Annotated in this window: 23 protein-coding genes; 18 read left to right on the forward strand and 5 right to left on the reverse strand. The window is 45.3% G+C overall.

Going from position 1 to position 26,773, the window contains the following annotated elements:
- Position 1: 1 nt before the first annotated feature.
- The 7 genes from hisA (at position 2) to FEF09_RS07920 (ending at position 7,159) form a co-directional block, all read left to right on the forward strand.
- Positions 2–1,171 (forward strand): 1-(5-phosphoribosyl)-5-[(5-phosphoribosylamino)methylideneamino]imidazole-4-carboxamide isomerase, encoded by a 1,170-nt coding sequence (gene hisA / locus FEF09_RS07890; protein WP_146304597.1) that lies wholly within the window; start codon positions 2–4, stop codon positions 1,169–1,171.
- A gap of 49 nt (positions 1,172–1,220) precedes the next feature.
- The gene (gene hisF, locus FEF09_RS07895; protein ID WP_146304598.1) at positions 1,221–1,976 is read left to right on the forward strand and encodes an imidazole glycerol phosphate synthase subunit HisF; all 756 of its coding nucleotides are present in this window, start codon (positions 1,221–1,223) and stop codon (positions 1,974–1,976) included.
- 117 nt (positions 1,977–2,093) lie between these two features.
- Positions 2,094–2,702, forward strand: a complete 609-nt coding sequence (gene hisIE, locus FEF09_RS07900; protein WP_146304599.1) for a bifunctional phosphoribosyl-AMP cyclohydrolase/phosphoribosyl-ATP diphosphatase HisIE — start codon at positions 2,094–2,096, stop codon at positions 2,700–2,702.
- Between the two features lie 24 nt (positions 2,703–2,726).
- On the forward strand, positions 2,727–3,809 hold the full coding sequence (locus FEF09_RS07905) for a TlpA disulfide reductase family protein (protein WP_146304600.1): 1,083 nt from the start codon (positions 2,727–2,729) through the stop codon (positions 3,807–3,809).
- 129 nt (positions 3,810–3,938) lie between these two features.
- Positions 3,939–5,084 (forward strand): TlpA disulfide reductase family protein, encoded by a 1,146-nt coding sequence (locus tag FEF09_RS07910; protein WP_146304601.1) that lies wholly within the window; start codon positions 3,939–3,941, stop codon positions 5,082–5,084.
- Between the two features lie 129 nt (positions 5,085–5,213).
- Complete coding sequence (locus tag FEF09_RS07915; protein ID WP_146304602.1) at positions 5,214–5,570, forward strand: BlaI/MecI/CopY family transcriptional regulator; 357 nt, start codon at positions 5,214–5,216, stop codon at positions 5,568–5,570.
- 5 nt (positions 5,571–5,575) lie between these two features.
- Positions 5,576–7,159 (forward strand): M56 family metallopeptidase, encoded by a 1,584-nt coding sequence (locus FEF09_RS07920; RefSeq protein ID WP_146304603.1) that lies wholly within the window; start codon positions 5,576–5,578, stop codon positions 7,157–7,159.
- 153 nt (positions 7,160–7,312) lie between these two features.
- On the opposite strand, the gene FEF09_RS07925 is transcribed toward FEF09_RS07920, so the two are convergent.
- Positions 7,313–8,362, reverse strand: coding sequence for a formylglycine-generating enzyme family protein (locus FEF09_RS07925; protein WP_146304604.1), 1,050 nt, complete (start codon positions 8,360–8,362; stop codon positions 7,313–7,315).
- Positions 8,363–8,464: 102 nt separating this feature from the next.
- Here FEF09_RS07925 and FEF09_RS07930 point away from each other — a divergent pair, with 102 nt between their 5' ends.
- On the forward strand, positions 8,465–9,820 hold the full coding sequence (locus FEF09_RS07930) for a GH1 family beta-glucosidase (RefSeq protein WP_146304605.1): 1,356 nt from the start codon (positions 8,465–8,467) through the stop codon (positions 9,818–9,820).
- A 102-nt stretch (positions 9,821–9,922) separates the two neighbouring features.
- Here the strand turns inward: FEF09_RS07930 and FEF09_RS07935 are convergent, their stop codons facing one another.
- Both FEF09_RS07935 and FEF09_RS07940 read right to left on the reverse strand, forming a co-directional pair.
- Positions 9,923–11,155: a hypothetical protein gene (locus FEF09_RS07935; protein WP_146304606.1), complete on the reverse strand. Its 1,233-nt coding sequence runs from the start codon at positions 11,153–11,155 to the stop codon at positions 9,923–9,925.
- 20 nt (positions 11,156–11,175) lie between these two features.
- The gene (locus FEF09_RS07940) at positions 11,176–12,510 is read right to left on the reverse strand and encodes a DUF4270 family protein (RefSeq protein WP_146304607.1); all 1,335 of its coding nucleotides are present in this window, start codon (positions 12,508–12,510) and stop codon (positions 11,176–11,178) included.
- A 251-nt stretch (positions 12,511–12,761) separates the two neighbouring features.
- On the opposite strand from FEF09_RS07940, the gene FEF09_RS07945 reads away from it, so the two are divergent.
- The 4 genes from FEF09_RS07945 to FEF09_RS07960 all read left to right on the forward strand — a co-directional run bounded on the left by FEF09_RS07945 (position 12,762) and on the right by FEF09_RS07960 (position 16,265).
- Entirely contained in the window at positions 12,762–13,781 is a 1,020-nt protein-coding gene (locus tag FEF09_RS07945; RefSeq protein WP_146304608.1) for a Kelch repeat-containing protein, read from the forward strand.
- On the forward strand, positions 13,774–14,145 hold the full coding sequence (locus FEF09_RS07950) for a DUF4907 domain-containing protein (protein WP_186774238.1): 372 nt from the start codon (positions 13,774–13,776) through the stop codon (positions 14,143–14,145). The genes FEF09_RS07945 and FEF09_RS07950 overlap by 8 nt, the downstream gene beginning before the upstream one ends.
- A gap of 178 nt (positions 14,146–14,323) precedes the next feature.
- On the forward strand, positions 14,324–15,580 hold the full coding sequence (locus tag FEF09_RS07955; RefSeq protein ID WP_146304610.1) for a sensor histidine kinase: 1,257 nt from the start codon (positions 14,324–14,326) through the stop codon (positions 15,578–15,580).
- Positions 15,555–16,265 (forward strand): LytR/AlgR family response regulator transcription factor, encoded by a 711-nt coding sequence (locus tag FEF09_RS07960; RefSeq protein WP_146304611.1) that lies wholly within the window; start codon positions 15,555–15,557, stop codon positions 16,263–16,265. Before FEF09_RS07955 ends, FEF09_RS07960 begins: the two co-directional genes overlap by 26 nt.
- A gap of 95 nt (positions 16,266–16,360) precedes the next feature.
- Here the strand turns inward: FEF09_RS07960 and FEF09_RS07965 are convergent, their stop codons facing one another.
- Positions 16,361–17,488 carry a cysteine desulfurase family protein gene (locus FEF09_RS07965; RefSeq protein ID WP_146304612.1) on the reverse strand — a complete coding sequence of 376 codons (1,128 nt, stop codon included), beginning with the start codon at positions 17,486–17,488 and terminating at the stop codon, positions 16,361–16,363.
- A gap of 524 nt (positions 17,489–18,012) precedes the next feature.
- A complete protein-coding gene (glmM, locus tag FEF09_RS07970; protein ID WP_146304613.1) occupies positions 18,013–19,395 on the reverse strand; it encodes a phosphoglucosamine mutase in 1,383 nt (460 codons plus the stop codon).
- 267 nt (positions 19,396–19,662) lie between these two features.
- On the opposite strand from glmM, the gene FEF09_RS07975 reads away from it, so the two are divergent.
- From FEF09_RS07975 to hutH, 6 genes are all read left to right on the forward strand, one after another.
- Complete coding sequence (locus FEF09_RS07975; protein WP_186774239.1) at positions 19,663–21,633, forward strand: LTA synthase family protein; 1,971 nt, start codon at positions 19,663–19,665, stop codon at positions 21,631–21,633.
- Positions 21,634–21,680: 47 nt separating this feature from the next.
- Positions 21,681–22,424, forward strand: coding sequence for a class I SAM-dependent methyltransferase (locus FEF09_RS07980; RefSeq protein WP_261387389.1), 744 nt, complete (start codon positions 21,681–21,683; stop codon positions 22,422–22,424).
- Between the two features lie 2 nt (positions 22,425–22,426).
- On the forward strand, positions 22,427–23,005 hold the full coding sequence (locus tag FEF09_RS07985; protein ID WP_146304616.1) for a phosphatase PAP2 family protein: 579 nt from the start codon (positions 22,427–22,429) through the stop codon (positions 23,003–23,005).
- The gene (locus tag FEF09_RS07990; protein ID WP_146304617.1) at positions 23,002–23,733 is read left to right on the forward strand and encodes a ZIP family metal transporter; all 732 of its coding nucleotides are present in this window, start codon (positions 23,002–23,004) and stop codon (positions 23,731–23,733) included. Before FEF09_RS07985 ends, FEF09_RS07990 begins: the two co-directional genes overlap by 4 nt.
- A 24-nt stretch (positions 23,734–23,757) precedes the next feature.
- The gene (locus FEF09_RS07995; protein ID WP_146304618.1) at positions 23,758–25,059 is read left to right on the forward strand and encodes a hemolysin family protein; all 1,302 of its coding nucleotides are present in this window, start codon (positions 23,758–23,760) and stop codon (positions 25,057–25,059) included.
- 166 nt (positions 25,060–25,225) lie between these two features.
- Positions 25,226–26,764, forward strand: a complete 1,539-nt coding sequence (hutH, locus tag FEF09_RS08000) for a histidine ammonia-lyase (protein ID WP_146304619.1) — start codon at positions 25,226–25,228, stop codon at positions 26,762–26,764.
- The last annotated feature ends 9 nt before the right edge of the window (positions 26,765–26,773 follow it).

Consider the following 26,773-nt stretch of genomic DNA (forward strand, 5'->3'; position numbering starts at 1 on the left):
AATGATTCGAGCGATACAGATAAGAAGGATCACAACCGATGATACACTGGAGTTGCGCAGAGAAGTGTTGTATCCTGACTGGGAACTGACCAGGGTAAAGCTTGATCATGACGAAGATGGGTTACATTTTGGTCTGTTTGAAGATAACAGGTTGAGGGGCGTAGTGTCATTGTTCCCGCATAACGGTCAGGCGCAATTCCGTAAACTGGCTGTACATCCGGATTGTCAGGGCAAAGGCTATGGCAATATGCTGATGCAGCATATAACAGATTTTTGCAGAAAGGAGCATATCTCCCTGTTATGGTGTAATGCCCGTGCTTCTGCAGAAGGATTTTATTTAAAACGTGGGTTCGAATACTGGGGAGATCATTTCGTAAAAGATAACATTGTCTTCATCAAGATGAAAGTTCAACTGGATAAAACAACGGATAACGGCTTTACCGTGATTCCGGCTATTGACATTATAGATGGCAAATGTGTACGCCTGACACAGGGCGATTATGCACAGAAGAAAGTATACAATGAGCATCCGCTGGAAGTAGCCAAGGCTTTTGAAAGCATTGGCGTACGCCGTTTACATCTGGTCGATCTGGATGGTGCAAAGAAAGGAGCTGTTGTGAACTGGAAAGTACTGGAAGCGATTGCCGGTAAGACCAATCTGGTGATTGATTTCGGTGGTGGTATTAAAACAGAAGACGATCTGCGTATTGTATATGAAAATGGCGCTGCACTGGCAACCATTGGTAGTATAGCGGTAAAAGATCCGGCCCTGTTTTCCGGCTGGGTGAAGAAGTACGGAGCAGATAAGATCTTCCTCGGTGCTGACGTAAAAGAAGAGAAAATTGCAGTAGGCGGATGGTTGGAAACAACCGAGCTGTCAGTGTTTGACTTCCTCGAAGAAAATGTGAAACAGGGTGTACAGCATATCTTCTGTACTGATATTGCCAAAGATGGTCTGTTACAGGGACCTTCTGTCGCTTTATACGAAAAGATCCTGCAACGCTTTCCACAGATTGACTTTGTGGCAAGCGGAGGCGTGAGTACGATGGCTGATGTGCATGCACTGGCGGAAGCCGGCTGTAGCGGTGTGATAGTAGGGAAGGCGATCTATGAGGAGAGGATCAGTATGAAGGAACTGACAGACTTTATTAAATCAGGAATCAGGAATTAGGCTGGCTATACAATATTTCGTTGTTTCATTCGACTATTAACTATTAATCATGTTAACAAAACGCATTATCCCCTGTCTTGATATAAAGGATGGACGCACCGTAAAAGGTGTGAACTTTGAAAATATACGTGATGCCGGCGATCCGATAGAACTGGGTGCATTATATGCAGAGCAGGGCGCGGATGAGCTGGTATTTCTGGATATTACCGCGACAAATGAACGCAGAAAGACGCTGTCTGAACTGGTGACCCGCATCGCAAAACATGTGAATATTCCTTTTACTGTGGGTGGAGGTATTTCATCAGTGGAAGATGTGAATGTACTGCTGCAATCAGGCGCTGATAAGATTTCTGTTAATACTTCTGCTTTTAAACGTCCTGAGCTGGTAGATGAACTGGCCCGTGAATTTGGTAGCCAGTGTGTGGTACTGGCCATTGATACGCGTTTTGAGGATGGCGATTGGTTTGTGTATCTGAACGGAGGACGTGTAAAAACAGATATCAAGGCGTATGACTGGGCAAAAGAAGCGGTACAGAGAGGCGCAGGAGAGATTCTGCTGACTTCCATGAATAACGATGGGACCAAGAAAGGGTTTGCACTGGATATTACCGGTAAACTGTCGCAAAATTTAAATGTACCGGTGATCGCCTCCGGCGGAGCAGGTAACATGGATCATTTCATGGACGTATTTGAAAATGCGCAGGCAGACGCCGCATTGGCAGCCAGCATTTTCCACTATAAAGAGATCGAAATACCGGCGCTGAAGACTTACCTGTATCAGCGGGGTGTGAATATCCGGTTCTAAGGCGGAGAAAAACTATTAATTTTACGGCCACCTGTTCGCTAAAACAGTATGAATTAAGGATTAATCGGGGAAATCAGGGGCCGGATAAGGTATATGATTAACAAACAAGAGCACTTCATGTATAATAACAAACAGATCAACTTTCAGAAATGCGCTGACGGTCTGGTGCCTGCAATCGTTCAGGATGCGGCAACTGCCAAAGTGCTGATGCTGGGATATATGAACCAGGAAGCCCTGGATAAAACCCTGCAGGAAGGTAAAGTAACCTTCTTTAGTCGTTCCAGACAACGTCTGTGGACAAAGGGTGAGGAAAGCGGTAATTTCCTGACCCTGCAGGAAATCAGGGTAGATTGTGACAGCGACACACTGCTGATCAAGGCTATTCCTGCCGGCGTAGTGTGCCATACCGGCGCAGATACCTGCTGGGAAGAAAGTAATGTAAGCAACGATTTTCTGGCAAAGCTGGAAAGCATCATTACAGACAGAAAGAATAATCCTGCTGATACGTCTTATACCTCCTCTCTTTTCACAAAAGGTATTAATAAAATTGCACAGAAAGTAGGGGAAGAGGCAGTAGAACTCGTTATAGAAGCGAAAGATGATAATGAGGAGCTTTTCCTGAACGAGTCGGCTGACCTGCTGTTCCATTACCTTGTACTGCTGAGTGCCAAGGGTTACCAGCTGGCAGATGTACTGGCTGTTCTGCAGAAAAGGCATAGTAAATAGCAGTTTTTTTATATATTAGAGGGAATGAAACAACTTGTTACCGGCGCCTTCGCGGTGCTATTTTCATTTACAGCCTTTGCCCAACAGACTGTTTCCGGCACATTAAAGGGAGCAGATGGTAAGAAGGTCTATCTGTATTCAGACGACGATAATAATCCGAAAGATTCCGTAGTACTGAGCGGAAATAAATTCTCTTTTAAGGTACCAGCCACAGAAGGACCACGGGTGTTTGCCCTTATCCTGCAGGACGTGAACAATCCGTTATTGTTGGTATCCGGTAAGGAGTCCCTGCAATATACACTGGAGGCCCAGCAGTTTCCGATTGCTTCTTCCATGAAAGGAAACGAAGAAAATAAGGCCATGCAGGCGTATCAGCAGACATTTCTGGCATTGGTGCAGAAAGCACAGGCCCTGAATGTTGAAGCTGCAAAGATCTCCGGTGATGATGAAGCCGGTAAAAATGCCTTTCGTGCCAAAGCGTCTATGTTCAACGAAGATGTAGTCAATACCGGTACAGGCTTTATCAAGGGGCATCCAAAACAACTGGCAAGCATCTGGATACTACTCAATGAGTTACGTGGCAGATTGGAACCGGATGATTTTCAGGAATACTTCAATTTACTGGATAAACCGCTCAAAGAATCAAGGTATGGACAGGCAGCGCTTAAATACCTGCGCAGTGTAAAAGGAGATGTTGGCGGAGTGGCGCTGGATTTTACACAGGATGACGTGAACGGCAAACCTGTCAGCTTATCTTCCTTCCGTGGGAAATATGTCCTGATCGACTTCTGGGCCAGCTGGTGCGGTCCGTGCCGTGCTGAGAATCCGAACGTTGTAAAGGCTTTTGAGCGTTTTAAAGACAAGAATTTTACCATCCTTGGCGTATCGCTGGATGACAATAAAACCCGCTGGATGGGAGCCATTAAGCAGGATAATCTGCAATGGACCCAGGTATCCGATCTGAAAGGATGGGGGAATGAGGCCGCACAGATGTATGGCGTCCGTGCAATTCCTGCCAATTTCCTGATAGATCCTCAGGGGAACATCATTGCCACTAATTTAAGAGGCAGTGCGTTGGAAGCCAAATTGCAACAGATATTAAAATAATTGACTTACCGGCCTCGTACCTACACGAGGCCGCTTCTTTTACTGTCACCACCTTCACCGTTTATCACAATCAGGTTGATTTTCCTGCCGGGATATGTGAATTTCGTTAGTATTAAATAATCTGAATCAATGAAGTCCGTAATGATGGCCGTGGCGCTTCTTGCGCCTATGGTCCTGTTGGCGCAGGAAAAATGGAAGGGCGAGCAAGCGTTTACGATACAGGGAACTGTTACTGCATTACAGAAGCCGGCAAAAGTATATTTAAATATCAGGCGTTGTGGCGATAATACACTGGATAGTGCGGAAGTAAAGGATGGTAAATTCTCCTTTTCCGGCAAACTGGCGGAACCTACAATGGCCAACCTGTACCTCAAAGTACTGGAACCTGTCCTGCCTTCTGACGCGCAGGAGCGGAAGAGTTGCGATGTGCTGACGCTGTTTTTAGATAAAGGTAATATCAGTATTAGTGCAGAAGACTCTATTAGCCATGGCGTTGTGAAAGGTGCCGTAGCTAATGATGACTATATTCATCTCAACGAACTGCTGAAAGATGTGAACGGTAAACTGGATGAACTGGAAAAACAGTATCGTCAGGCGTATATGGCTGAAGATGAGGAAGGTATGAGGAAACTGGAGCCGCAGTTTGATGATCTGGAAGCCCAGCAGAAACAGATCCTTGCTGATTATCTGAAGAATAACAGTAATTCACCGATTGCACTGTACGTGTTGAATAAATATGCGGACTACGATATTGATCTGGTAGAGATTGAACCTATGTTCAATAAGCTGGGGAAAACGCTGCGTAACACGCCCTCCGGAAAGGATTTTGCCGCAGCACTGGACAAAGCAAAAAAGACAGCAGTCGGACAGCCGGCCATGGATTTTGCCCAGCCTGACAAAGATGGAAAAGATATCACACTGGCTGCCTATAAGGGGAAATATGTATTATTAGGCTTCTGGGCCAGCTGGTGCGGTCCCTGCAGGGCGGAAAATCCAAATGTCCTGAAGGCTTACAGCCGTTTTAAAGACAAAGGATTTGATGTGGTATCCATCTCCCTCGATGAAAAAAGAGAGAAATGGCTGGCCGCAATACAGGCTGATAATCTGGCCTGGGCACAGGTATCTGACCTGAAAGGCTGGAAAAATGCGGTAGCAGAGAAATATGGTATCAAGGCAATACCTCAGAACCTCCTGATTGACCCTAATGGAAATATCGTTGCCAAAAACCTCCGGGGCGATGCATTAGAACGCAAGCTGGAAGAACTTTTAAAGTAAGTACACGTAGATATAGTGACGAAAACCACCTGCTTAAAACAGGTGGTTTTATTTTTTTATTTGGTAGTTTACGAAAGTTTCGTAGATTTACGAAACAATCGTAGATGATTGTCTTTAAATTAAATCAATATGGAAAAGCTTACGCAGCAGGAGGAAATTGCCATGCTGGCAATATGGAAAACGGGCACCGGTTCAGTAAAGGATTTTCTGGAGCAACATCCCTCTCCACAACCTCCTTATACGACGCTTGCCTCTACCATCAGGAACCTGGAGAAAAAAGGGTATCTGACCAGCCGTAAAACAGGTAATGTATATGAGTACACACCTGCGATCATTGAATCTGAGTACAAACAGAAGTTTATGAACGGGTTTGTAAAAGACTACTTCGAAGATTCATATAAAGCTCTGGTCACATTCTTCGCAAAAGAGAAGAAGATCACACCGGAAGAACTGAAAGAAATTGTCAGGATGATCGAAAAAAACTGATAACCATGCTTATTTATCTGCTTAAAGCTAACATAGCGCTTGTTTTGTTTTACCTGGCTTATCGCTTCGGTCTGAGGCGTCTGACCTTCTATTCATTGAACCGCTTTTTTCTGATCGGTGGTATCCTGTGTGCGACTGTGGGTCCTTTGATAGATCCATCTGTATTCATAAGGGAACATCATGAGCTGAATGTGGTGGCAGAGACCTATATGCTTGATCTGTCAGCCTTACAGAGGCATCCATCAGAGCCTTTTATCAATACCCTTGTAAAATATGTGTTCTGGTTGGGGGTAATGGTTATGACCATTCGATTTGCCATGCAGCTTTTTTCTTTATGGAAACTGCATCATCAGACCCGGAGAACTGTTTTCGGAGACGAATCATTGCGGATTATGGAGCGGAATGCGAATCCGTTTTCCTTCATGCGCAACATATATATTAATCCATCCCTGCACACACCGGAGGAGTTCTCCTCAATCATCCAGCATGAAAAGGTGCATGTGCGGCAATGGCATACACTGGATGTACTGTTGGGAGAACTGAACAAGATCTTCTACTGGTTCAATCCCGGTGCATGGTTAATGAGTATTGCCATCCGCGAGAACCTGGAGTTTATTACAGACAGGAGCATTCTCCGGCAGGGAATAGATGCAAAAGCTTATCAATACAGTCTTTTAAAAGTAAGTGGGATCCCATATGCGACGGCCATCGCAAACAATTTCAATTTTTCACACTTAAAACAAAGGATCATGATGATGAATAAGAAAAGATCATCCCGCTATCATTTACTGCGTTATGTAGTATTGGGCGCTGTGATGGGGATCGCAGTACTTTCCCTGAATTTCTCCCGTGCAATTGCTAAAGCAGAGACGTCTGCACGTGTACTGGCAAACGCATTCCAGGAGGATACATCGAAAGTGAAGGTTCCACCACCAGCGGCACCATTACCCCCACCTCCTCCACCTCCACCAGCGCCTCCGGTAAAGGGGAAAGGAAAAGGTGTGAAGGTTCCACCACCACCTCCACCAGTACCACCGGTTCCAGCGGCTGCGGCAGCTGTTCCTGCACCTGCAGCAGCACCTGCTCCGGCAGCAAAGGAAGAACTGAGATTGTCCGTAGCAGAAAATCCCGATGCTCCTGCTGCTGAAAAGACAAGTATTGTTCTCAGGGGCGATGCACAGGCAAAACCGCTTTATGTGCTGGATGAGATGGTGATAGGCACTAATCTGCCGGAAGGTATGATTAACCCGGAGGATATCAGTGCTATACATGTCCTCAAAGGAGAGTCTGCTACCGCCATTTATGGTGACGCAGGGAAGAATGGTGTAGTGAAGATCTACAGCAAAGGCTATAACAACGCGCCACTGGTAAAACGTGATGTGCTCGTTCCTGCTAAGCCGGGTACTACTTCGACAACGCCGACAACAATAAAATTTGTGCCCGCCGGAGAAAAGAAAAATGATGAGGTGATCACTGTGATTGGTTACAAGGATGGTAATACTGTCCGTACCATTACAGCTGGCAGTAATGCCAATACCAATACAAATACCGATACCAAAGCAGACGTAAAGTCTGAAGAAAAAAGGTAAGCTGGTACAACATTGTTTTATAATACTGCACGAAAGAATAAAAAGGCTGCTCAATACTTTTGAGCAGCCTTTTTATTCGGGTACCTGATAGCATCAGGTGGTCATTTAAGCTATTCTGAAGACGTTCTTTTATTTTTGATACATCCTCTTCTTTTATTTATTCTTTACACATCTGAAACCAAGGTTTTCCAACCCTGATTCCGGTGATGTTTTCATTCTGGCAGTTACTCTGTATCCTGAACAGTATTCATCGGTACACATGAAAGAACCCCCACGGATAGTATGTTTCGCGGTAGCAGGATCTTCCGGATCGTAACCGGCAGCAGGACCTTTCGGATTATCTCCCTGCTTCAGACTGTAATAACGGCTGTCATACCAGTCTGCACACCATTCCCACACATTTCCTGACATATCGTATAAGCCATAAGCGTTAGGCGCAAAGCTTTTTACAGGAGCAGCCCCAAAGTAACCATCTGTCTGTGTATTCTGATAAGGGAAATGACCATTCCAGGTGTTGGCTTTCACCTTGCCTGTTGTCAATGCTTCGGACCCCCAGGGATAAGGCTGGTCTTTCAAACCTCCTCTGGCCGCATATTCCCATTCAGCCTCTGTTGGCAGACGTTTACCAGCCCATTGGGCAAATGCCTGCGCATCGTTCCAGGAGATGTGAACAACCGGCAGGTGTTCTTTACCATTGATATTGGTAGCCGGACCACCCGGATGTTGCCAGCTGGCGCCCTGTATGAAGGACCACCATTGTGATACATCGTCCAGTGGAACAGGGTGGGAGGGAGGTGTGAACACGATAGAACCCGGGAGCAGCATACTGCTGTCCGGCTCTGGTGAACCGGCTGGTAATTGTTGCATCAGCTCCTCTTTGGAAATAGGCCGTTCTGCCATAGTAAGGTAGCCCGTTGCTTTTACGAAGGCGGCAAATTCGGCATTAGTCACCTCATGTTCATCCATCCAGAAGCTGTCTACACGTACATCATGACGTGGCTTTTCGTCCGGATGCGCTTCGGCATCATCTGCTCCCATGGTGAAAGTACCACCGGGTATGAGCACCATGCGATTAAGTGTATCACTCTCCGTGAGTGACGCAGTCGTGTCGCGTGCAGGCGTTCCGGACGGCGGGTTATTATGACAGGCGCACAGTAATACGCTGAGGCCCAGTGTCCATATGGCAATAGGATTACTAAACATTCCCCTAAGATCGTGAATCTGTATGTTAAATTTTAGGTCCCTTAACAATTAAATAATGGGTGATACAAATAAACTATTGTAAACTGCATCCTTGTTTTATATATGGAACAATTCAGCGCACCTTTCAGCCGTCATGATTTTGGAGAGAATTTCCTGTGGGGAGTGACGATTTCCGCATTTCAGAATGAAGGGGCCTGCGATGCCGATGGTAAAGGAAAATCTATCTGGGACGAGTTTACCACAAAGAAGGGAAAGATAAAAGACGGTACCAACGCGCTTGTGACAGTTGATTTTTATAACCGTTACCGGGAAGATATTCAACTCGTCAAAAAGATGGGCTTTGATGTGTTCCGTTTTTCTATTTCCTGGCCGCGTATTCTGCCGGAAGGGACCGGCAGGGTGAATCAGGCGGGCATCGATTATTATCACCGGGTGATAGACGCCTGTCTTGAAGCCGGATTAACCCCCTACGTTACCTTATATCACTGGGATTTACCGCATGCTATTGAACATAAGGGAGGATGGTGCCATCGTGGTGTCATTTTCGCCTTTGAAGAATATGTGCGTATATGCGTGCAGGCATTTGGAGACAAAGTGAAAAATTGGATCGTGATGAATGAGCCCTTTGGCTTTACCTCATTGGGGTATATGCTGGGGGTACATGCGCCGGGTAAGTTTGGTGTTTCCTATTTTCTTCCGGCAGTGCATCATGTATTGCTGGCACAGGTTGCCGGAGCGAAGGTCATCCGGGAGACAGTTAAAGGCGCCAATATCGGGACTTGTCTGTCCTGCTCATATATTTATCCATATACTCAACAGGAAGCCGATATACAGGCTGCAAAGAAGGCAGATGCGCTATTTAACCGGCTGTTTCTGGAGCCGGTGCTGGGGATGGGGTATCCGGTGAATGATTTCCCGCTGTTACGCCGTATAGAAAGGCGATATGCATTGTGGCGGGACTGGGATCAGCTGTCATTCGATTTCGATTTTATTGGTGTGCAAAATTATTTCCCGCTGGTCGTGCGCAGGAATGCTTTTATGCCGGTGGTGGGTATATCTGAAGTAAAACCAAAATACAGACGGGTACCAATGACCGCATTGGGGTGGGAAATCAGTGGAGAAGGTATGTATGCTATCCTGAAACAGTTTAGCGCTTATAAGGGCATTAAACGACTGATGGTGACAGAAAGCGGAGCTGCCTTTGCAGATATTATGAGCGGAGGGGTGGTTGACGATCAGGACCGTATCGGCTATTTTAAGGAGTATTTATCAGGAGTACTGAAGGCGAAGAATGAAGGAGTACCTATAGATGGGTATTTTGCGTGGACGCTGACAGATAATTTCGAATGGGCGGAAGGATACAAGGCCCGTTTCGGTCTGGTACATGTGGACCGTGATACGCAGGTACGGACGATGAAGAGCTCAGGACAATGGTTCAGTGAGTTTTTGAAAAAGTAAGCAGTGTTCCGCTTCAGAAAGCCGTTTCAAATGATTGTAATATAGAAAAAGCCCATAGCTGCTGCTATGGGCTTTAATATTTTCGGGTAATCCGTTATCAGATCAATCGTATGTTCTGCGCAGGAACCAGATATCTCTCAGTGAGAAGTGGAACACACCATTCACGTATGTTTCTTTGACGAGACCGCCACTGGTAGTGCCTCTCTGTCCTACTTCAATACCTATGTAATAACGCAGGTAGTTGGATTTGGAAGGAAGGGATACACCTACAGTACCTGCTACATCCTTGATCTGGTTATTATTCACTACCAGATAAGATTTGTAGTAAGAGGCACCTGCCTGTATCACTACACCTTCAATCTGCTGGGAACCGTACATACGTCTGAAAGTATATTCCAGACCAGTGGACATGCGCTCAGAGTTGGCAAACTGGTAGTTGGTGCTGGCAGGTTTTGTATCACCCCACATCTGTCTGCGCCAGTCAGCCAGCCAGCTGATGGTACCGTTACCGAGGTGGATACCGGCGCCGTATTGTTCTGGCAGGGTATATTTTTCTTTAGCGAGATCATCCTGAAACAGTGTGGTTTCAGAAGAGTTCATCACTATCAGCTTTTTCTCGTAGCTCAGCTTTGTTTTGAAGCGGTAGGTAGCACCGAGGCCCAGTACCCAATCACCACCCAGTCTGCCGGCATATTGTACACCCGCATTAAAGTTGGTATTGAAAGCGTAACGCTGAATCTTGGTAGATACGGTATCGCCGCCCACGTTTTCTGTAGTATTGTTAGGACCGAACAGGAAATTGGTGGACACACCAACAGCGAAGTTTTTGGTTATTCTTACGCCGTTAGAGATGTATGCTTTATAAATACCACCTGTACCTTCCGTGGTGGTAGTCTGGGGTGATGTATCAACGAATTTGGTAGAGACCAGCTTGTAATCGACGTTGCTGAACTGACCGAAACCGGCGCTCATACCCCATCTGCTGTTTACTTTAAAGCCCATTGCCAGACGTTTGATGTTGACATCGCCCGCCTGCCTGTTCAGGGTGGTAGCATCTTTATAATTAACGGACTGTGCGCGCAGGGAAACGTCGAACATGAAATGCTGACGAGGCAATGCCGCATAGGATGCAGGGTTCAGCTCGTTCAGGTAGTTATCTGAACGGCGGCCGATACCGGTGCTACCTACACCGAAGTTGCGGGTGTAATCATGTTCCTCCTGGTCGCCGATGGCATACGCAGAGTAGAGTGAATTGATACCGTGTTGTGCCATTGCCTTGCCGCCCAGTAAAAGCATCAGGCCGCATAAGCCGGTCGTATATTGTATTCGCTTCATGTAGTCAATTCTTGATTGCATTATTTATACCGCAGGTAATAAATCTGAATTGTAATTCTGTTGGTGGAGTTCCGGTTGTCGCCAAGGATCGCACGGTCAAAGTTACTAAGACCAGTGTTTCTTGGAGGCAATAATGCCAGTCCGCGGTAAGAATTGTCAGTCGTATTTAATTGTGCAATGCAATAATTGGTAATATCGTAGGTATATGCAGTACCTGTATTGTAGACGAGATCAGTCACCAGACTTCCGTACTGGATAGCACCGGTAAGCGGGGAGCGGAGTGTATCTTCAATGACGTTACCGCTGTTGATCACTCCAAGTGGGAGGTTGGCAGGCAGGAAGTAAGGGTACTTGTAAGTCGCCTTTTCCGGTCTGACAGTAAGAGTCGCTCTCATGATCTTGGAGAACTTATTCAACAGGTTGAACGTTCTGAGATAAGGAAAGTCGATACGGCCTACGATGTTGGTCAGCGGCTGTACAAATATTTTACGGTCTGCATCAGCAGAAGAGAGTAAGCGTTTGGTCGGTCCTAATGCAGTCAGCGGAGAACCAGCAGGACGTTGTACATCTATGTGGTTGAACTGCAACGCAGAATTGTATACTGCAAAGTCTCTGTATTCCTGTTTGATCTCACCCGGAGTGGTATGGAAGAAGAGACGCAGGTTCAGCGAGTCATTTGCCTCAATAGCAGTGATCACCTGGCTGTTAGCGCCCGGTTTCAATGCCAGACCTTTAAAGTATTGCAGGAACTGCTGTTGATTGGTGATGGTAGTACTGTTCTTGTCCGCGAGGTCAAAGAACTCTTTACCCAGCACATCATTAATTCTGATACGAAGTGTAGTATCACGGTGAGGACGAATCACTGTCTGAATGGAACCGATATTGCCCGGATCAGTCGCGAAATTACTGTAGCTATATAAGAAAGCGCTGTTACCCGGACGTTTGATCGTCTCATTAACACGGTATACTTCAATGTGCTGAGGCAGGGTTGTATCGCCATAATGCTCCAGTTTCGGATGTATCATCAACACCATGGAGTCATAGATAGCCCTGTCAGGAATGGCGGTACCTCTGTAAGCATTTACCTGCCAGAAAGAAGTAGAAGATATTTTACCAAATACAGGATCATTGTTGGTACCAACAAGGGCTACACCCAGGTTGGAAGTCGGAACAGAATCAAGGTATGCCGTGCTCATTGTCATTGTAATGGTATCTGTTACCAGATACTCTGTACCACTCTGATCTGTGATACCATCATACAAAAAGCCTTCTTTTTCACAGGCAGCGGCGCCAGTGATCAATAATGCACAAACCAGGTATTTACAGGCCACTTTGGCGCGGATACTTTTATTCATGGAGCGCAATTTTAGACAGGAACCCAACTTCACGCTTATTTAATATGCGAATAAGCTCTTTTTATCGACGAATAACCATTCATGTTCCTTGTGCTACTGTTGGGGTAGCAAGCTCCCCCTTACAGGAAAAAACCAGTTGGCAGATAAAAAGACGTGATTTGTCTGTCAAAATTACCCAAATATCTATTTTATGATTGAGCTTAAATAAGTGCGGATAATTTTGGCAGCTATTAAAAAAGTAAAAATAACTTATGCGCTATTTAAATGTATGTTTTCTGGGATTGGCCGCACTTACGTTAGCCTCCTGTTCATCAAGCGACGATACGACCAAGCTGGGTAACTGGGTAAGAAGAGCAGATTACCAGGGCGACGCCAGAAGGGAAGCAGTAAGCTTTGTGATTGGAGATACAGCGTATGTGGGAACTGGCACCAGTGGTGTTGATGGAGGTACTTTATTAAGTTCATTTTATAAGTACGATCCGGCGAAAGATAACTGGACTATGATAGCGTCTTTACAGGATCCGAATAATGCTACCAGAAACCTGGCACGTACAGGTGCATCAGCTTTTGCTGCTGCTGGTAAAGGTTATGTTGCTACTGGTAGTGATGCAGATTTCAAATCACTGAAAGATACATGGGAATACGACCCGACTACAAATAGCTGGAGCAGCAAAGCTGATTTTCCAGGTGCTGCACGTTACTTCGCGGTAGCGTTCGCTGTAAAAGATCAGGGTTATCTCGGTACAGGTTACGATGGTGGTAACAACATGAGTGACTTCTTTAAGTTCAATCCGTCTACCAACAGCTGGACACCGATCACTGCACTGAAAGATAAAAGAAGACAGGCTGTTGCCTTCGTTATCAAAGACAGCGCGTACGTAGTAACCGGTACAGGTGCAGGTACAGTGCCTACCCGTATGTATGTGTACGATGCAGCTAACGATGTATGGAAAGAGAAAGCTAAGATCGAAAACGCAACTGACGATTCTTTCGATGATGATTACTCTTCTATCTCCCGCTACGGTGGTGTTGCGCTCGTAATCAACAATAAAGCTTATGTAACTACAGGTTCCAGCTCTGCAACATGGGAATATGAACCAGTAAGCGACCGCTGGACAGAAAAAACCGCTTTCGATGGTGCAAGCCGTACCAGCGCAGTTGGTTTCTCCGTTAAAAACAGAGGTTTCGTAGGAACTGGTTATTCCAGCAGCACTTATCTGGATGACCTGTTTGAATTCTATCCTGACCAGGAAAACGATACGAATGACTAATAAGAGGTCTTTTCTGATCGCTTCACTGGTTGCCGGACTGGCTTTCACAGCCTGTCAGCAGAAACAGACAGAACGAACTGAACATACTCAGGAAATAACTACTACCGCAGTGCATGATAGCATTGCGGTAGTAACATTTCAGCCCGACAAGGGTGGTTGGGGCTATAAGATCAATAAAGGCACTCATACCTACATTGAACAGCCATTCATCCCTGTCGTAGTTGGCAACAAACCTTTTCAAACAGAAGAGGATGCCAGAAAAGTAGGTGAAAATATTGCCGCCAAGCTCAGGAAAAACCCCGGCGGACTGCCAGATTTAACCCGGCAGGAGCTGCTTGATATGAAAATAGCCGGTGTAGAGTAGCACTAAAACTCTCCGGTAGACATATTGAAACTTATATTAATATTGGCCACAGTACTGTGTCTGGCCATACCGGCTACCTATTCCCCCCGAAATTTTAACATTCCTTTTACTACACTTAACAAATTTTAACAGCCTGTTTACGGGAATTGAGTGTAAGTTTATCGCGCTTTTGGGCTACATGATAAATTTAAAACAACTCTATAAGAACCGGTTATTCAGGGTAGGTCTGCATATTGTAGTCTGGACCAGTTTCCTGTTCTTTCCCTTTTTTATCTACCGGATCAAGATCCAGCACCCCTGGTTCTTTGCCCGGGAAATAGTGGACAACCTCTTTCTCATAGGCTTGTTTTATCTCAATTTTTATGTACTGATCCCCAGGTTTTTCACATTAAAGAAAATCGTCTATTACCTGTCTTTTGTGGTACTGACATTGGTTTTTATCATTGTACAACAGGCAGTTACAGAGTACGTTTTCTGGAAAACCTTCGCAGCTGAAGAAACAGTGCTGGTACCTCCCAGAAACGGGGACAACCGGCTTACACCGGCGCCTTCCGGATTTATGCGGTATCATCTGCTGGAAAGCCGCCTGCATGAAAAAGATGGGGATAACCATGTACCCCTGTACGCAGCCGCCAGTCTGAATGACTCCATGGGGCTCCGGGGCAGGGAATATATCAGCAGCCAGCAGGAACTGTCTTTTCTGGATTATATCCTGTTTCCGGATATCTTGCGGAAATCAGTCTTTGCAGCACTGCTCATGCTTTTTATGAGCGGATTCATCAAAATAGCACAGGAGTGGTTTAAGAGTGAACAGCAAAGGGAAGTGTTGAAGGTAGAAAATCTCAATGCTGAATTGAAATTTCTGAAGTCACAGATTAATCCTCATTTCCTGTTTAACTGCCTGAATACCATTTATTCACTGGCCCATAAACATTCCGCCCAGACAGAACACGCGATTGTCAAACTGTCTACCATTATGCGGTACATGATCTATGATTCCAATGAAGACAAGGTACAGCTACAACAGGAACTGCAATACCTGGAAGACTATATTGATATTCAACGTCTGAGAATGCCTGACGATATAGTAGTAGATTATGCGGTACAGGGAAATCCGGCAGGACTAAAAATAGCCCCTATGTTATTGGTGCCCTTTGTGGAAAACGCCTTTAAACATGGGATCAGTTACGCTGAACCTTCCTTCATTGCCATTGCACTGGCTATTGAAAAGAATGAAATGAGACTGGTTGTGGAAAACAGCCGTTTCCGTCAGCGGGTGGCAGAAAAAGGTGGCATCGGTTTACAGAATGTGCGTAAGCGCCTCGAATTACTGTATACCGATCACCATGAGCTGGAAATCACGGAATCCGAAACCCAATTTATTGTTGATTTAAAAATCGTGTTGAAAAATGATCAGGTGTATAGCGGTGGATGATGAGCCACTTGCGTTGGAAATAATCACTGATTTTGCAAGGAAAGTGCCCTTCCTGCAACTGGTAGGCACGTTCCAAAATGCGACCGAAGCATTGCGCTTTCTGCAGGAAGAGCGTGTAGACCTGCTTTTCCTCGATATTAAAATGCCGGACATTACTGGTATTCAGTTGATGAAGTCCCTGAAATATCCGCCTATGGTCATCTTTACCACCGCATATGGAGAATATGCACTGGAAGGATTTGACCTCGAAGTGGTGGACTACCTCTTGAAACCCGTACCATTCGAACGCTTCCTGCGATCGGCTACAAAAGCGCTTGAACTGAGAAGTATGTCCCAGCAGAAGAATGGAGACAGCTCCAACGGGCACGTCAATGACTACATCTTCATTAAAACAGAATACAAGATCATCAAGATCAATCTGGAAGATATTTTATTCATCGAAGCACTGAAAGACTATACGAAAATCTATACTCCGCATCAGCCAGTACTTACACTGCGCAGCCTTAAATCATTTGAAACCCGTTTGCCTGCAGAGAAATTTATCAGAGTACACCGCTCTTATGTAGTGTCACTGAACAAAATCAATTCTGTAGAAAAGAATACCGTGATGATCGCTAATCAGTCTATCCCTATCAGTGATGGCTACCGGGATAAGTTTTATGACGTGATCAACCGGAACAGTTAATACGTCTGCAATAGCAACAGCATAAAAAGAAAAACGGTAAACAGTGTGATACTGCTTACCGTTTTCTTATTTATGAATATTCTTTTGCGGACCGCTTAGATGATCTCTTTCAGTTTAGCGATCACCGTATCTATTTCTTCAGTAGTATTATCCTTACCAAAAGAGAAACGTACAGCAATTCTGTTAGGATCGCTGTTGATGGCGCGGATCACGTGAGAACCTGCATCCGCACCGGATGTACAGGCACTGCCGCCGGAAGCGCAGATACCATTGATATCCAGATTGAACAGCAACATTTCACTCTTCTCAGTTTTAGGGAAGGAGACGTTCAATACCGTATACAGACTGCGTCCATACAGATCTCCATTGTATCCCACCTCAGGAATATGCTTTTTCAGCTCATCCATCATGTACATACGCAGATCATTGATATGTTTGCTGTGCGCTTCCATATGCTCTGTAGCGAGTTCCAGTGCTTTCGCAAAACCAACGATACCATATACGTTCTCCGTACCGGCACGCATGTTACGTTCCTGTGAGCCCCCATGGATGAACGGAGATATCTTCACATTCTCATTGACGTAAAGAATACCCACACCTTTAGGACCGTTGAATTTGTGCGAAGAACCATTAATGAAGTGTACCGGCGTATTACGCAGGTCAAATGGATAGTGGCCTACCGTCTGAACGGTGTCAGAATGGAAGATTGCATCAAACTCCTTACACAGGTTACCTACAGCATGCATATCCAGCAGGTTACCGATTTCGTTGTTGGCATGCATCAGGCTTACCAGACAACGTTCAGGAGAATTAGCCAGTAATTCCCGGAGATGCTCCATGTCCACGTGACCGTTTGGCAGCAGACGTACATTGCTCAGCTTGATCTTTTCTTTCGAATGCGCATGCTCTACAGAGTGAAGCGTAGCATGGTGCTCGATTTCAGAAGAGATAATGTGGCGGCAGCCCAGGTTGTGTATGGCCGCACTCACGGTCGTGTTGGTACTCTCAGTACCGCCGGAAGTAAAGAAGATCTCTCCCGGATGCGCGTTCAGGATTTTGGCTACGGATTTACGTGCGTTTTCGATGGCCAGTCTGCTTTCACGGCCGTAGGAATAGATCGAGGATGGATTTCCGAACTTCTCTGTAAGATAGGGCAGCATCACATCCAGCACTTCTTTATCCAGCGCCGTGGTGGCTGCATTATCAAAATAAATTCTTTTCAAGTGATGGTGGTTTTTGATAAAAAAATGCCGTTGGCGGTCACAAATGTCTGACTTTTTTAGAAAATAAGCCCAATGTAATATGCTACATGACATTATTGTGATGATCAGCGGTACGGATATCTCTACAACCCATCCGCCGGGAATTAATATTGAGTTTACATCCGGAAAGTATGTTTGTACCCTGATATGGAAAATTATTCAGATCCCGGTGTACTGATATAGGAGAAAAAAAATAAATGTAGCAGGGGCGAGTCTTTGGCTATATAATAGTCATCCTATAGTCATCCTTCGTTGATGCTACGTTTTAAACGTAGCATCAACGAAGGATGACTATAGGATAAAGAAGAACAGGTGAGGAACGTGATAAGTAGGGGAATGTGAGACGGCGTTAACCTGAATTAAAGGTGGACTTAAGGTGGACTTGATCCGGATATGAGGTGGACTTGATCTGTAATAAAAGTAAAAGGGCTGACTGTAAGTGGTATACTTCCGGCCAGCCCTTTTGTTATTTAATCAGTTGATTATTAGTGCATAAACTCACGAATATCCTGCATGATACGTTTAGCGATGTTATCAGCGGTCGTTTCATTCTGACTTTCTGCGTAAATGCGGATAATCGGTTCCGTATTGGAAGTACGTAAATGTACCCAATCCCGGTCGAACTCTATTTTCAGTCCGTCTTCGATATTGATCGGCTGGTTTTTGTATTTACCTCTGATCTTGTCGAAGATGGTAACCACATCAACACCCTTATCCAGCTCTATTTTATTTTTAGAGATGAAATAATCAGGGTAGCTATTGCGGAGGGCTTTCAGGTTCTTTTTACTCAGTGCCACATGGCTCAGGAACAGGCCGATACCAATTAGTGCGTCGCGGCCATAATGCAGGTCGGGAACGATGATACCACCATTACCTTCACCGCCGATCACAGCGTTAACTTCTTTCATTTTGCGTACTACATTCACTTCTCCTACTGCGGATGGGTGATATTCGCCGCCATTTTTCAGGGTAACGTCTTTCAGGGCCTGTGTGGACGACAGGTTGGAAACGGTGTTACCTTTTCTGGTTTTGAGTACATAATCAGCTACTGCTACGAGGGTATATTCTTCGCCAAACATATTGCCATCTTCGCATACAAAGCAAAGGCGGTCTACGTCCGGGTCAACAGCGATACCCATGTCGGCATCTGCTTTGTTAACCTCATTGCTTAAAGCAGTCAGGTTTTCCGGAAGAGGTTCCGGATTGTGACTGAAACGGCCGTTCACTTCTTCGAACAGTACGGTGATATCTTCCACACCAAGCGCTTTCAGCAGGGCCGGCACGAAGATAGCGCCGGTTGAATTGACAGCATCTACCACGATCTTGAAGTTGCGTGCTTTGATAGCTTCAACGTCAACCAGTGGATAGTTCAGCACCATATCGATGTGCTTCTGCATGTAAGTGTCGTCCTGTCTGTAGGAACCGAGTTTATTGACATCTGCGAAGGTAAAATCTTCGCGGGCGGCAAGGTCGAGTATAATAGCACCATCTTCTCCGGAAATAAATTCGCCATCAGCGTTCAGCAGTTTTAGCGCATTCCATTCTTTAGGATTGTGGCTGGCGGTAAGGATAATACCACCTGCAGCCTGCTCCGCTGTTACCGCAATCTCAACAGTAGGAGTAGTGGAAAGGCCAAGGTCCACTACGTCCAGGCCCAATCCGTTCAAAGTAGCTACGACGAGTTGCTTCACCATTTCTCCCGAAATGCGGCCATCACGTCCGATTACTACTTTTTTGTTGTCAGATTGTTTAAGTAGCCAGGTGCCGAATGCTGCTGTGAACTTTACGACATCAAGAGGGGAGAGGCCTTCTCCAGGTTTACCTCCGATGGTTCCGCGAATACCAGAAATCGATTTGATCAGTGCCACGAATTTCAATTTTTAAAGGAAGGGCAAATATAAAATTACAATCAGCAAAGAACAAATGAATTAAATGTATTGCACTGTCTGATAGTGACATATTAAAATAAAAGAATGTGTTAAAGTTTTAATGTAGGCTAATTATATAGGGGTTAGGAAACTTTGGACCGTTTTTCTTTAATGCCGCAGTTTAGCATACTTTTGCATGTCAAATTAATCAACAGCTACGTTTACATGAAATATTTATGGAAGAGTATACCCAGGTATATTCGGTATGTGATCGTTCAAGTCTTATTCCTGTACCTGTTCATGGTCGTTTTCCGCCTGGTTTTCTTTCTTTTCTTCTTTAAGACTACTGTCACAGGCAGCGCACCTATCCTGAAAGCCTGGAGTCTTGGGTTAAAGTTCGATATGCGACTGGCCCTGATACTGGGGGTACCCATCTTACTTACCGCTTTTATTGCCCGAAATCATTTTTTCACAAAAGGAGCTATCCGCAGACCCTTGTTCGTATACCTTTTTGTGGTATACCTTGTCATGACCTTTGGTTATGTGTTTGACCTGGGCCACTATGCTTATCTGGGATTGCGTATGGATCCGACTGTGACGCGTTTTCTGGCCTATGGCGAACGTGCAGATAATGCGCGGATGTTATGGCAGAGCTACCCGGTGGTACGTACCCTGATTGGCATCGGTCTGTTTCTTTTCCTGATTACGATACAGTTTACCCGTTCTTACTATCGGATGGGAAAAGAACCGGCGGTAAAACTGGGTAACTGGAAATATACAGGTTGGCTCGCATCTATGGTGATCCTGTTTGCCGCAGGTATCTATGCGAATATTGCTTATTTCCCACTGCGCTGGAGTCAGGCAATGTTTACAAAAGATAACGGTGTTACCAGTCTGGCTTTGAATCCGGTATTATATTATGTATCCAATATGTCCGTACAAAAGGACTCTTACGATATCCCAAAGACAAAAGAGTTCTATCCTGTCATGGCAGATTATCTGAAGGTAGACCGGCCAGATGTGGATAAACTGGATTTTGTACGGAGTATACCCGGCAGGGATGGTAAAAAAATGAATGTGGTATTGGTGATGCTGGAATCAACCGGTGCAGCCGTTACCAGTATGTATAATAACCCGATGATGCCGACGCCTAATATGAAACAACTGGCGGACAGCGGTATTCTTTTCAATAATTTCTTTGTACCTGCGATCAGCACGGCGAGAACAGTGTATGGCGTAACAACGGGATTGCCGGATATTACCCTGACGAAAACAGCTTCCCGCCATCCGCAGATGGTGGACCAGCGGGTGGTAATGGATCAGTTTCAGGGGTATGAGAAACTGTATCTGCTGGGAGGAAATACGAACTGGGCAAACATCAGGGCGGTATTTACCAACAATGTTGAAGGTATCCGGATTTTTGAGGAAGGCTATTATAAGGCTCCCAAGGCAGACGTCTGGGGAGTATCTGATTTTGACCTGATTACAGAAGCGGATGAGATCTTCCGGGATGCCAATAAACGCCAGAAACCTTTTGTAGCATTTCTTCAGCTGGCAGACAATCACCCGCCATATACCACTACAAAGGGAAGAGGTGATTTCAGGAAGGTGACGGAGAAGGACATTGACATGGAGAAATTCAAAAAGGCTGGTTTTGTATCAATAGAGCAGTTTAATGCGATCCGTTATGAAGACTACAATGTTGGTCATCTGATGGAACTGGCAAAGAAAGGCGGATATCTTGATAATACTATTTTTATCATGTTTGGTGATCATAACTGTACGCTGAATCCGTATCATTTTATGCCGACACCGGAATATGAGCTGATCAGCGGTGGGGTACATGCTGCCTGCTTTATTTACTGTCCGGCTTTAGTGAAACCACAGGTGGTGAACTATGCCGTGAGTCTGGTGGATATTTATCCGACGATGGCGAAACTGGCTGGTGTGTCATTCAAAAACTACACGCTTGGACAGGACATGCTGGATACCACCCTTACCAACCGTTATGCCTTTGCGACTTATTTAAAGAATCTTCAGACACATATTTCACTGATTGGTCAGCGCTATCAATATGAGATCAATACCTACACGCAGAAGTCCTTTCTGTATGATATGCAGGGGGATCCGCTGAAAGATGTGAAGCAACAATATCCGGATACGGCCAAAGCACTTGATAATTTAACGCGGGCTTTTTACGAAAGCACCCGATATTTGATGTTTAACAATAAAAAATAGAGCTTTGGGGCGTTCATCTGATCATGGAAGTTTTTAATGAATTAGCAGTGGAAATACAAAAACATTGGTTTAAAGACTGGTTCAATTCTCCTTATTATCATCTGTTATATAGCAACAGGGATACAGCGGAAGCAGCAGCATTCATCGACAAGCTCCTGCATTATTTACGTCCGCCTGCTAATGCGACCATGCTGGATGTGGCCTGTGGTACCGGCCGTCATTCCAGTTATCTGGCATCCAAAGGGTATACTGTAACAGGGATTGATCTTTCAATCCGCAGTATTAACATCGCAAAGAAACTGGAAAATGACCATCTCAGCTTTTTTCAGCATGACATGCGTCTGCCATTCCGGGTGAACTATTTTGATATTGTATTTAACTTTTTTACCAGCTTTGGTTATTTTGATACCGCACGTGAAAATGAGAATGCGTTGCGGACAATGAAAAACGCTTTGAAACCGGGCGGGAGACTGGTACTGGACTACCTGAACAGTCCTTATGTGGCGGCTAATCTGGTGCCAAATGAAGTCAAAGAGAAAGGCGATGTGGTATTTGATATTGTGCGGGAGATGAACGATGGCAAATTCCAGAAGCAGATCAATATACTGGACCGGGCCAGATTACAACGGACGACATTTACCGAGAATGTAAGCGCTTTTACGCTGTCAGACTTTGAAGAGATGTTTGCCCGTCAGGGTTTACAGATAACGGATATCTTTGGAGACTATCATTTTAATAGTTACGATGAACAGCATTCGCCAAGACTGATCATCATTGCTGCAAAACAATAGCCATGCTGGAACGACTGCTTAGACTGGATTACAAACTATTCTTTCATATTAACAATGTATGGCAGCATCCTGTACTGGACGCTATTATACCCTGGTTAAGAGAACCTTATGTGTGGGCGCCGCTGTACCTTTTCCTGTTGTTGTTTGTAACGATCAATTACGGATGGAAAGGATTCTGGTGGATCGTCTTTTTCCTGATCACTTTCGGTCTGGCAGACCAGTCCAGTTTGTTTATCAAGGAGGCGGTAGGAAGGTTAAGACCCTGCCGTGATCCTTTAATGCAGCATTTCGTAAGAGTATTGGTAGTGTACTGTCCGGGTAGCGGTAGTTTTACCTCTTCCCATGCAGCCAATCACTTTGCTGTGGGCACTTTTTGTTTCTTCACTTTCAGGCATCTCTCTAAATGGTTTGCCGCTATGTTTTTTGTCTGGGCTGCTGTGATCTGTTACGCACAGGTCTATGTGGGCGTTCATTATCCGTTGGATGTATTGGGCGGCGGCCTGTTGGGGCTCTTCCTCGGAAGCATGAGTGGCAGTTTTTTCCAACGGCGTATCAGACTGGAACCTGAATTAGCAACATGAACTGGATCTTTTTATTAATTGTATTACTGGCTACCTTAGGCGGGGGCCTTATTCCAATGGTGGTAAAACGGGTAAACCCTAATTTCCCCATTTATATGCTGGCATTTACCGGCGCCTGTCTGTTCGGAATCACTATCATGCACCTGTTGCCGGAAGTGTATCACGAATTGGGCCATCAGGCCGGTATCTATATAGTACTGGGCTTTTTCCTGCAGGTAGCTCTGCAGACGTTGTCACACGGTACGGAGCACGGGCATACCCATGTTCCGACGGACAAGCATCAGCATGTGCATCTGGCGCCGCTGCTGCTGGGATTGTCTATACACGCCTTTATGGAAGGAATTCCTTTGGGATTCCGTTTTCATGATCAGGCAGCACTGTCCTCGCTGGTAATCGGGGTAGCGGCACACAAACTGCCGGAGGCCTTTACACTGATCACGGTGATGGTACACGCACACCAGAGGGCACCAAAACTCTGGCGGATCCTGATACTGTTCTCACTGGTAACACCGGCAGCGGCATTACTGGCGTCAGAATTGGGGGCGCATTCAGCATTTATTTCCAGTTTTACCGCCTATATTGTGGCGCTGGTAATAGGGGCCTTTTTGCACATTTCCACCACCATTTTTTATGAAAGCGGCACCAAACACCATGAGCTCAGCTACCGGAAGGTACTGGCCATAGCGGGAGGTCTGGTTTTAGCATTTCTTACCTTAATATTTGAATAATTCTTTATTTTTAGGCTTTTAAACATGGAAGTCGTCGTCATTATCCTCATCCTTATTCTACTAAATGGCTTATTCTCAATGTCAGAGATTGCCATGGAATACGCTCGTAAAGCAAGGCTCGAATATCTGGCCAATAGAGGGGATGAAAAGGCAAAGGCCGCACTCAAGCTGGCCAGTAATCCGGACAGGTTTCTTTCCACTGTCCAGGTAGGTATCACACTTATCAGCATTTTAATAGGCGTTTTATCAGGTATCAGCCTCAAGCCGGACCTGGCGTCTTATATTTCCGGTTATCCACAGATAAGCGCATATAGCGATGGTATTGCCATCACCATTATTGTGGTGGTAGTGACCTATTTTACATTGGTAATAGGAGAGCTGGTACCCAAACGTCTGGGTATCCTGCGGCCCGAATCCGTGGCCCGTCAGGTAGCTGGTCCGATGAAATGGGTGGCAATGGTCACCTATCCGTTTATCTGGCTGCTGACCATTTTTACCAATTTTCTGGTGAATATTTTCAATCTGAAGCCGACTGTGGATAACAATGCCACAGAGGAGGAGATCAAGGCGCTGATCAACGAAGGTGCTACCTCGGGTGCTATTGAAGAGACTGAGCAGGAGATCATTGAGCGTGTATTTCATCTGGGAGACAGGAATATCACTTCACTGATGACCCACCGTACAGACATAGTATGGCTGGATGTGAATGATCCGAGAGAGATTATCCGCAGCAAGATATTCGAGAGTCCGCACTCCGTATATCCTGTCTGTGATGACGAAATTGATAATATCAGGGGTATTATTTCTATCAAGGACCTGTATATGGCTGCTGCTGATAATATGCATGCACTTGGTCCTATCATGAAAAAACCTCTCTTTGTACCCGAAAATAACTCCGCATATCAGGTACTGGAAAAATTCAAGGAAACACAGATTCATGCTGCCTTTATCGTTGATGAATACGGCACATTTCTGGGAATGATCACCCTGAATGATATTCTGGAAGCAATTGTGGGCGATATGCCGGAAACGGGACAGGATGATGATTATGAGATCGTTCGCAGGGAAGATGGTTCCTATCTGGTAGATGGGCAGATTCCTTTCTATGACTTTCTGAGCAAATTTGACAAGGAAGACTGGATGGGAGAATTTGAACAGGAATTTGATACGATGGCTGGTTTTATCCTTCATCATCAGGAGCACATCCCTAAAATCGGGGAAAAGTTTGCCTGGAGAGGATTTACCTTTGAAATCGTCGATATGGATGCCCACCGTATTGATAAAGTACTGGTTGAGGCACCGGAAGAAGATATTGAAGAAGGCTGATCACACATACCATAATTGGAGAACGCATTGGTTACGAATTGTAAATGGGCAAAATACGTAGGTTTATCATGCTTATAAATTACGTAGTTCACCGTTTGTGATTCGTAATTGTTTTTTGCTAATTTTGAGCACTTTTTTACATAATCAAATAATTTAATTTAAGATAATGGTTGTTTTAGGAAGTAAGGTGCTTTCACTGGACGAAGTGTACCGCGTGTTATTTGATGGGGAGGAGTTGAGCCTGGAGGAAGCCGCTTTACAGCAGGTAGCTGAGAACTTTGAGTTTTTGAAGACATTTGCGGCCAAAAAGCTGATTTATGGTATCAATACCGGCTTTGGTCCGATGGCACAGTACCGCATCAGCGAAAGCGATACGCACCAGTTACAATACAATCTTATTCGCAGCCATAGTTCAGGTGCCGGCAAGTTTATGTCGCCCCTGTTAACAAAAGGTCTTATGATCGCCCGTCTCAGCAGCTTTATGCAGGCACATTCCGGTGTGCATCCTGAGGTGGTAAATCTGCTCAAAGACCTGATCAACAAAGATGTTTATCCATGTGTGTGTGAACACGGTGGCGTAGGAGCCAGCGGTGATCTGGTACAGCTGGCCCATCTGGCGCTGGTGCTGATCGGAGAAGGCGAAGTGGTATATGAAGATAAGGTCCGTCCTACTGCAGAGGTATTTTTACAATTGGGTCTGAAGCCAATGGGCGTGCATGTTCGTGAAGGACTGGCCGTTATCAATGGTACATCTGCTATGACGGGTGTTGCTCTTGTAAATATCATCGAAGCAAAAAAACTGTTGGGCTGGAGCTGTATCCTGTCATCCATGATCAACGAAGTGGTGGAAGCATTTGATGACCACCTGTCCAAAGAACTGAACGCTGTAAAGCGTCATGAAGGACAGAATAAGGTCGCTGCTGCCATGCGCAATATTCTGCAAGACAGCAAGATGATCAGACACCGTCCTGATCATTTCTATAAAGAACTGGAAGAAGAGATTTTTAAAGATAAAGTACAGGAATACTACTCCCTGCGTTGTGTGCCACAGGTACTGGGGCCTATCTATGATACCCTCGTACATGCAGAGCAGATCGTGGTACAGGAGCTGAATTCCGTGAGTGATAACCCGGTAGTGGATCACCATCAGGAGAATGTATTCCATGGTGGTAATTTCCATGGAGATTATATCTCTCTGGAAATGGATAAAGTGAAGATCGCCATTACCAAGCTTTCAATGTTGTCTGAAAGACAGCTGAACTACCTGATGAATGATAAGCTGAACCACAAATTCCCGCCGTTCATGAACCTTGGTAAACTGGGACTGAATTTCGGTATGCAGGGTATTCAGTTCACCGCTACCTCTACTGTAGCGGAGAATCAGACGCTTTCTTTCCCGATGTATGTACACAGTATCCCTAACAATAATGATAATCAGGATATTGTGAGTATGGGTTGTAATGCCGCATTGATGACTAACCGTGTGATTGAGAATGCTTACGAAGTATTGGCGATCCAGGTGATGACGATGTTGCAGGCTGTTGACTACCTGAACTGTCACGAGCGACTGTCGTCTTTCTCACACCGTATTTACAGCGAAGTAAGGGCAATTTTCCCTAAATTTATCGAGGACAGTCCTAAGTATAAAGACGCTAAAAAGATCAAGGAATACCTGTTACAGCATGATCCAGCTATCGTGTGGTAAACCTACTAA

Origin of the sequence: Chitinophaga pinensis (assembly GCF_007896845.1) — a bacterium.
GTDB lineage: Bacteria > Bacteroidota > Bacteroidia > Chitinophagales > Chitinophagaceae > Chitinophaga > Chitinophaga pinensis_C.

Coding starts and splice junctions, on each gene's coding strand:
- FEF09_RS07940 (WP_146304607.1), bottom strand. CDS start 12,510: ATGAATAAAAGTATCCGCGCCAAAGTGGCCTGTAAATACCTGGTTTGT.
- FEF09_RS07960 (WP_146304611.1), top strand. CDS start 15,555: ATGATCAGGTGTATAGCGGTGGATGATGAGCCACTTGCGTTGGAAATA.
- FEF09_RS07915 (WP_146304602.1), top strand. CDS start 5,214: ATGGAAAAGCTTACGCAGCAGGAGGAAATTGCCATGCTGGCAATATGG.
- FEF09_RS07955 (WP_146304610.1), top strand. CDS start 14,324: ATGATAAATTTAAAACAACTCTATAAGAACCGGTTATTCAGGGTAGGT.
- FEF09_RS07930 (WP_146304605.1), top strand. CDS start 8,465: ATGGAACAATTCAGCGCACCTTTCAGCCGTCATGATTTTGGAGAGAAT.
- FEF09_RS07925 (WP_146304604.1), bottom strand. CDS start 8,362: ATGTTTAGTAATCCTATTGCCATATGGACACTGGGCCTCAGCGTATTA.
- hisA (WP_146304597.1), top strand. CDS start 2: ATGATTCGAGCGATACAGATAAGAAGGATCACAACCGATGATACACTG.
- FEF09_RS07920 (WP_146304603.1), top strand. CDS start 5,576: ATGCTTATTTATCTGCTTAAAGCTAACATAGCGCTTGTTTTGTTTTAC.
- hutH (WP_146304619.1), top strand. CDS start 25,226: ATGGTTGTTTTAGGAAGTAAGGTGCTTTCACTGGACGAAGTGTACCGC.
- hisIE (WP_146304599.1), top strand. CDS start 2,094: ATGTATAATAACAAACAGATCAACTTTCAGAAATGCGCTGACGGTCTG.
- FEF09_RS07995 (WP_146304618.1), top strand. CDS start 23,758: ATGGAAGTCGTCGTCATTATCCTCATCCTTATTCTACTAAATGGCTTA.
- FEF09_RS07905 (WP_146304600.1), top strand. CDS start 2,727: ATGAAACAACTTGTTACCGGCGCCTTCGCGGTGCTATTTTCATTTACA.
- FEF09_RS07910 (WP_146304601.1), top strand. CDS start 3,939: ATGAAGTCCGTAATGATGGCCGTGGCGCTTCTTGCGCCTATGGTCCTG.
- FEF09_RS07990 (WP_146304617.1), top strand. CDS start 23,002: ATGAACTGGATCTTTTTATTAATTGTATTACTGGCTACCTTAGGCGGG.
- hisF (WP_146304598.1), top strand. CDS start 1,221: ATGTTAACAAAACGCATTATCCCCTGTCTTGATATAAAGGATGGACGC.
- FEF09_RS07950 (WP_186774238.1), top strand. CDS start 13,774: ATGACTAATAAGAGGTCTTTTCTGATCGCTTCACTGGTTGCCGGACTG.
- FEF09_RS07935 (WP_146304606.1), bottom strand. CDS start 11,155: ATGAAGCGAATACAATATACGACCGGCTTATGCGGCCTGATGCTTTTA.
- FEF09_RS07945 (WP_146304608.1), top strand. CDS start 12,762: ATGCGCTATTTAAATGTATGTTTTCTGGGATTGGCCGCACTTACGTTA.
- FEF09_RS07985 (WP_146304616.1), top strand. CDS start 22,427: ATGCTGGAACGACTGCTTAGACTGGATTACAAACTATTCTTTCATATT.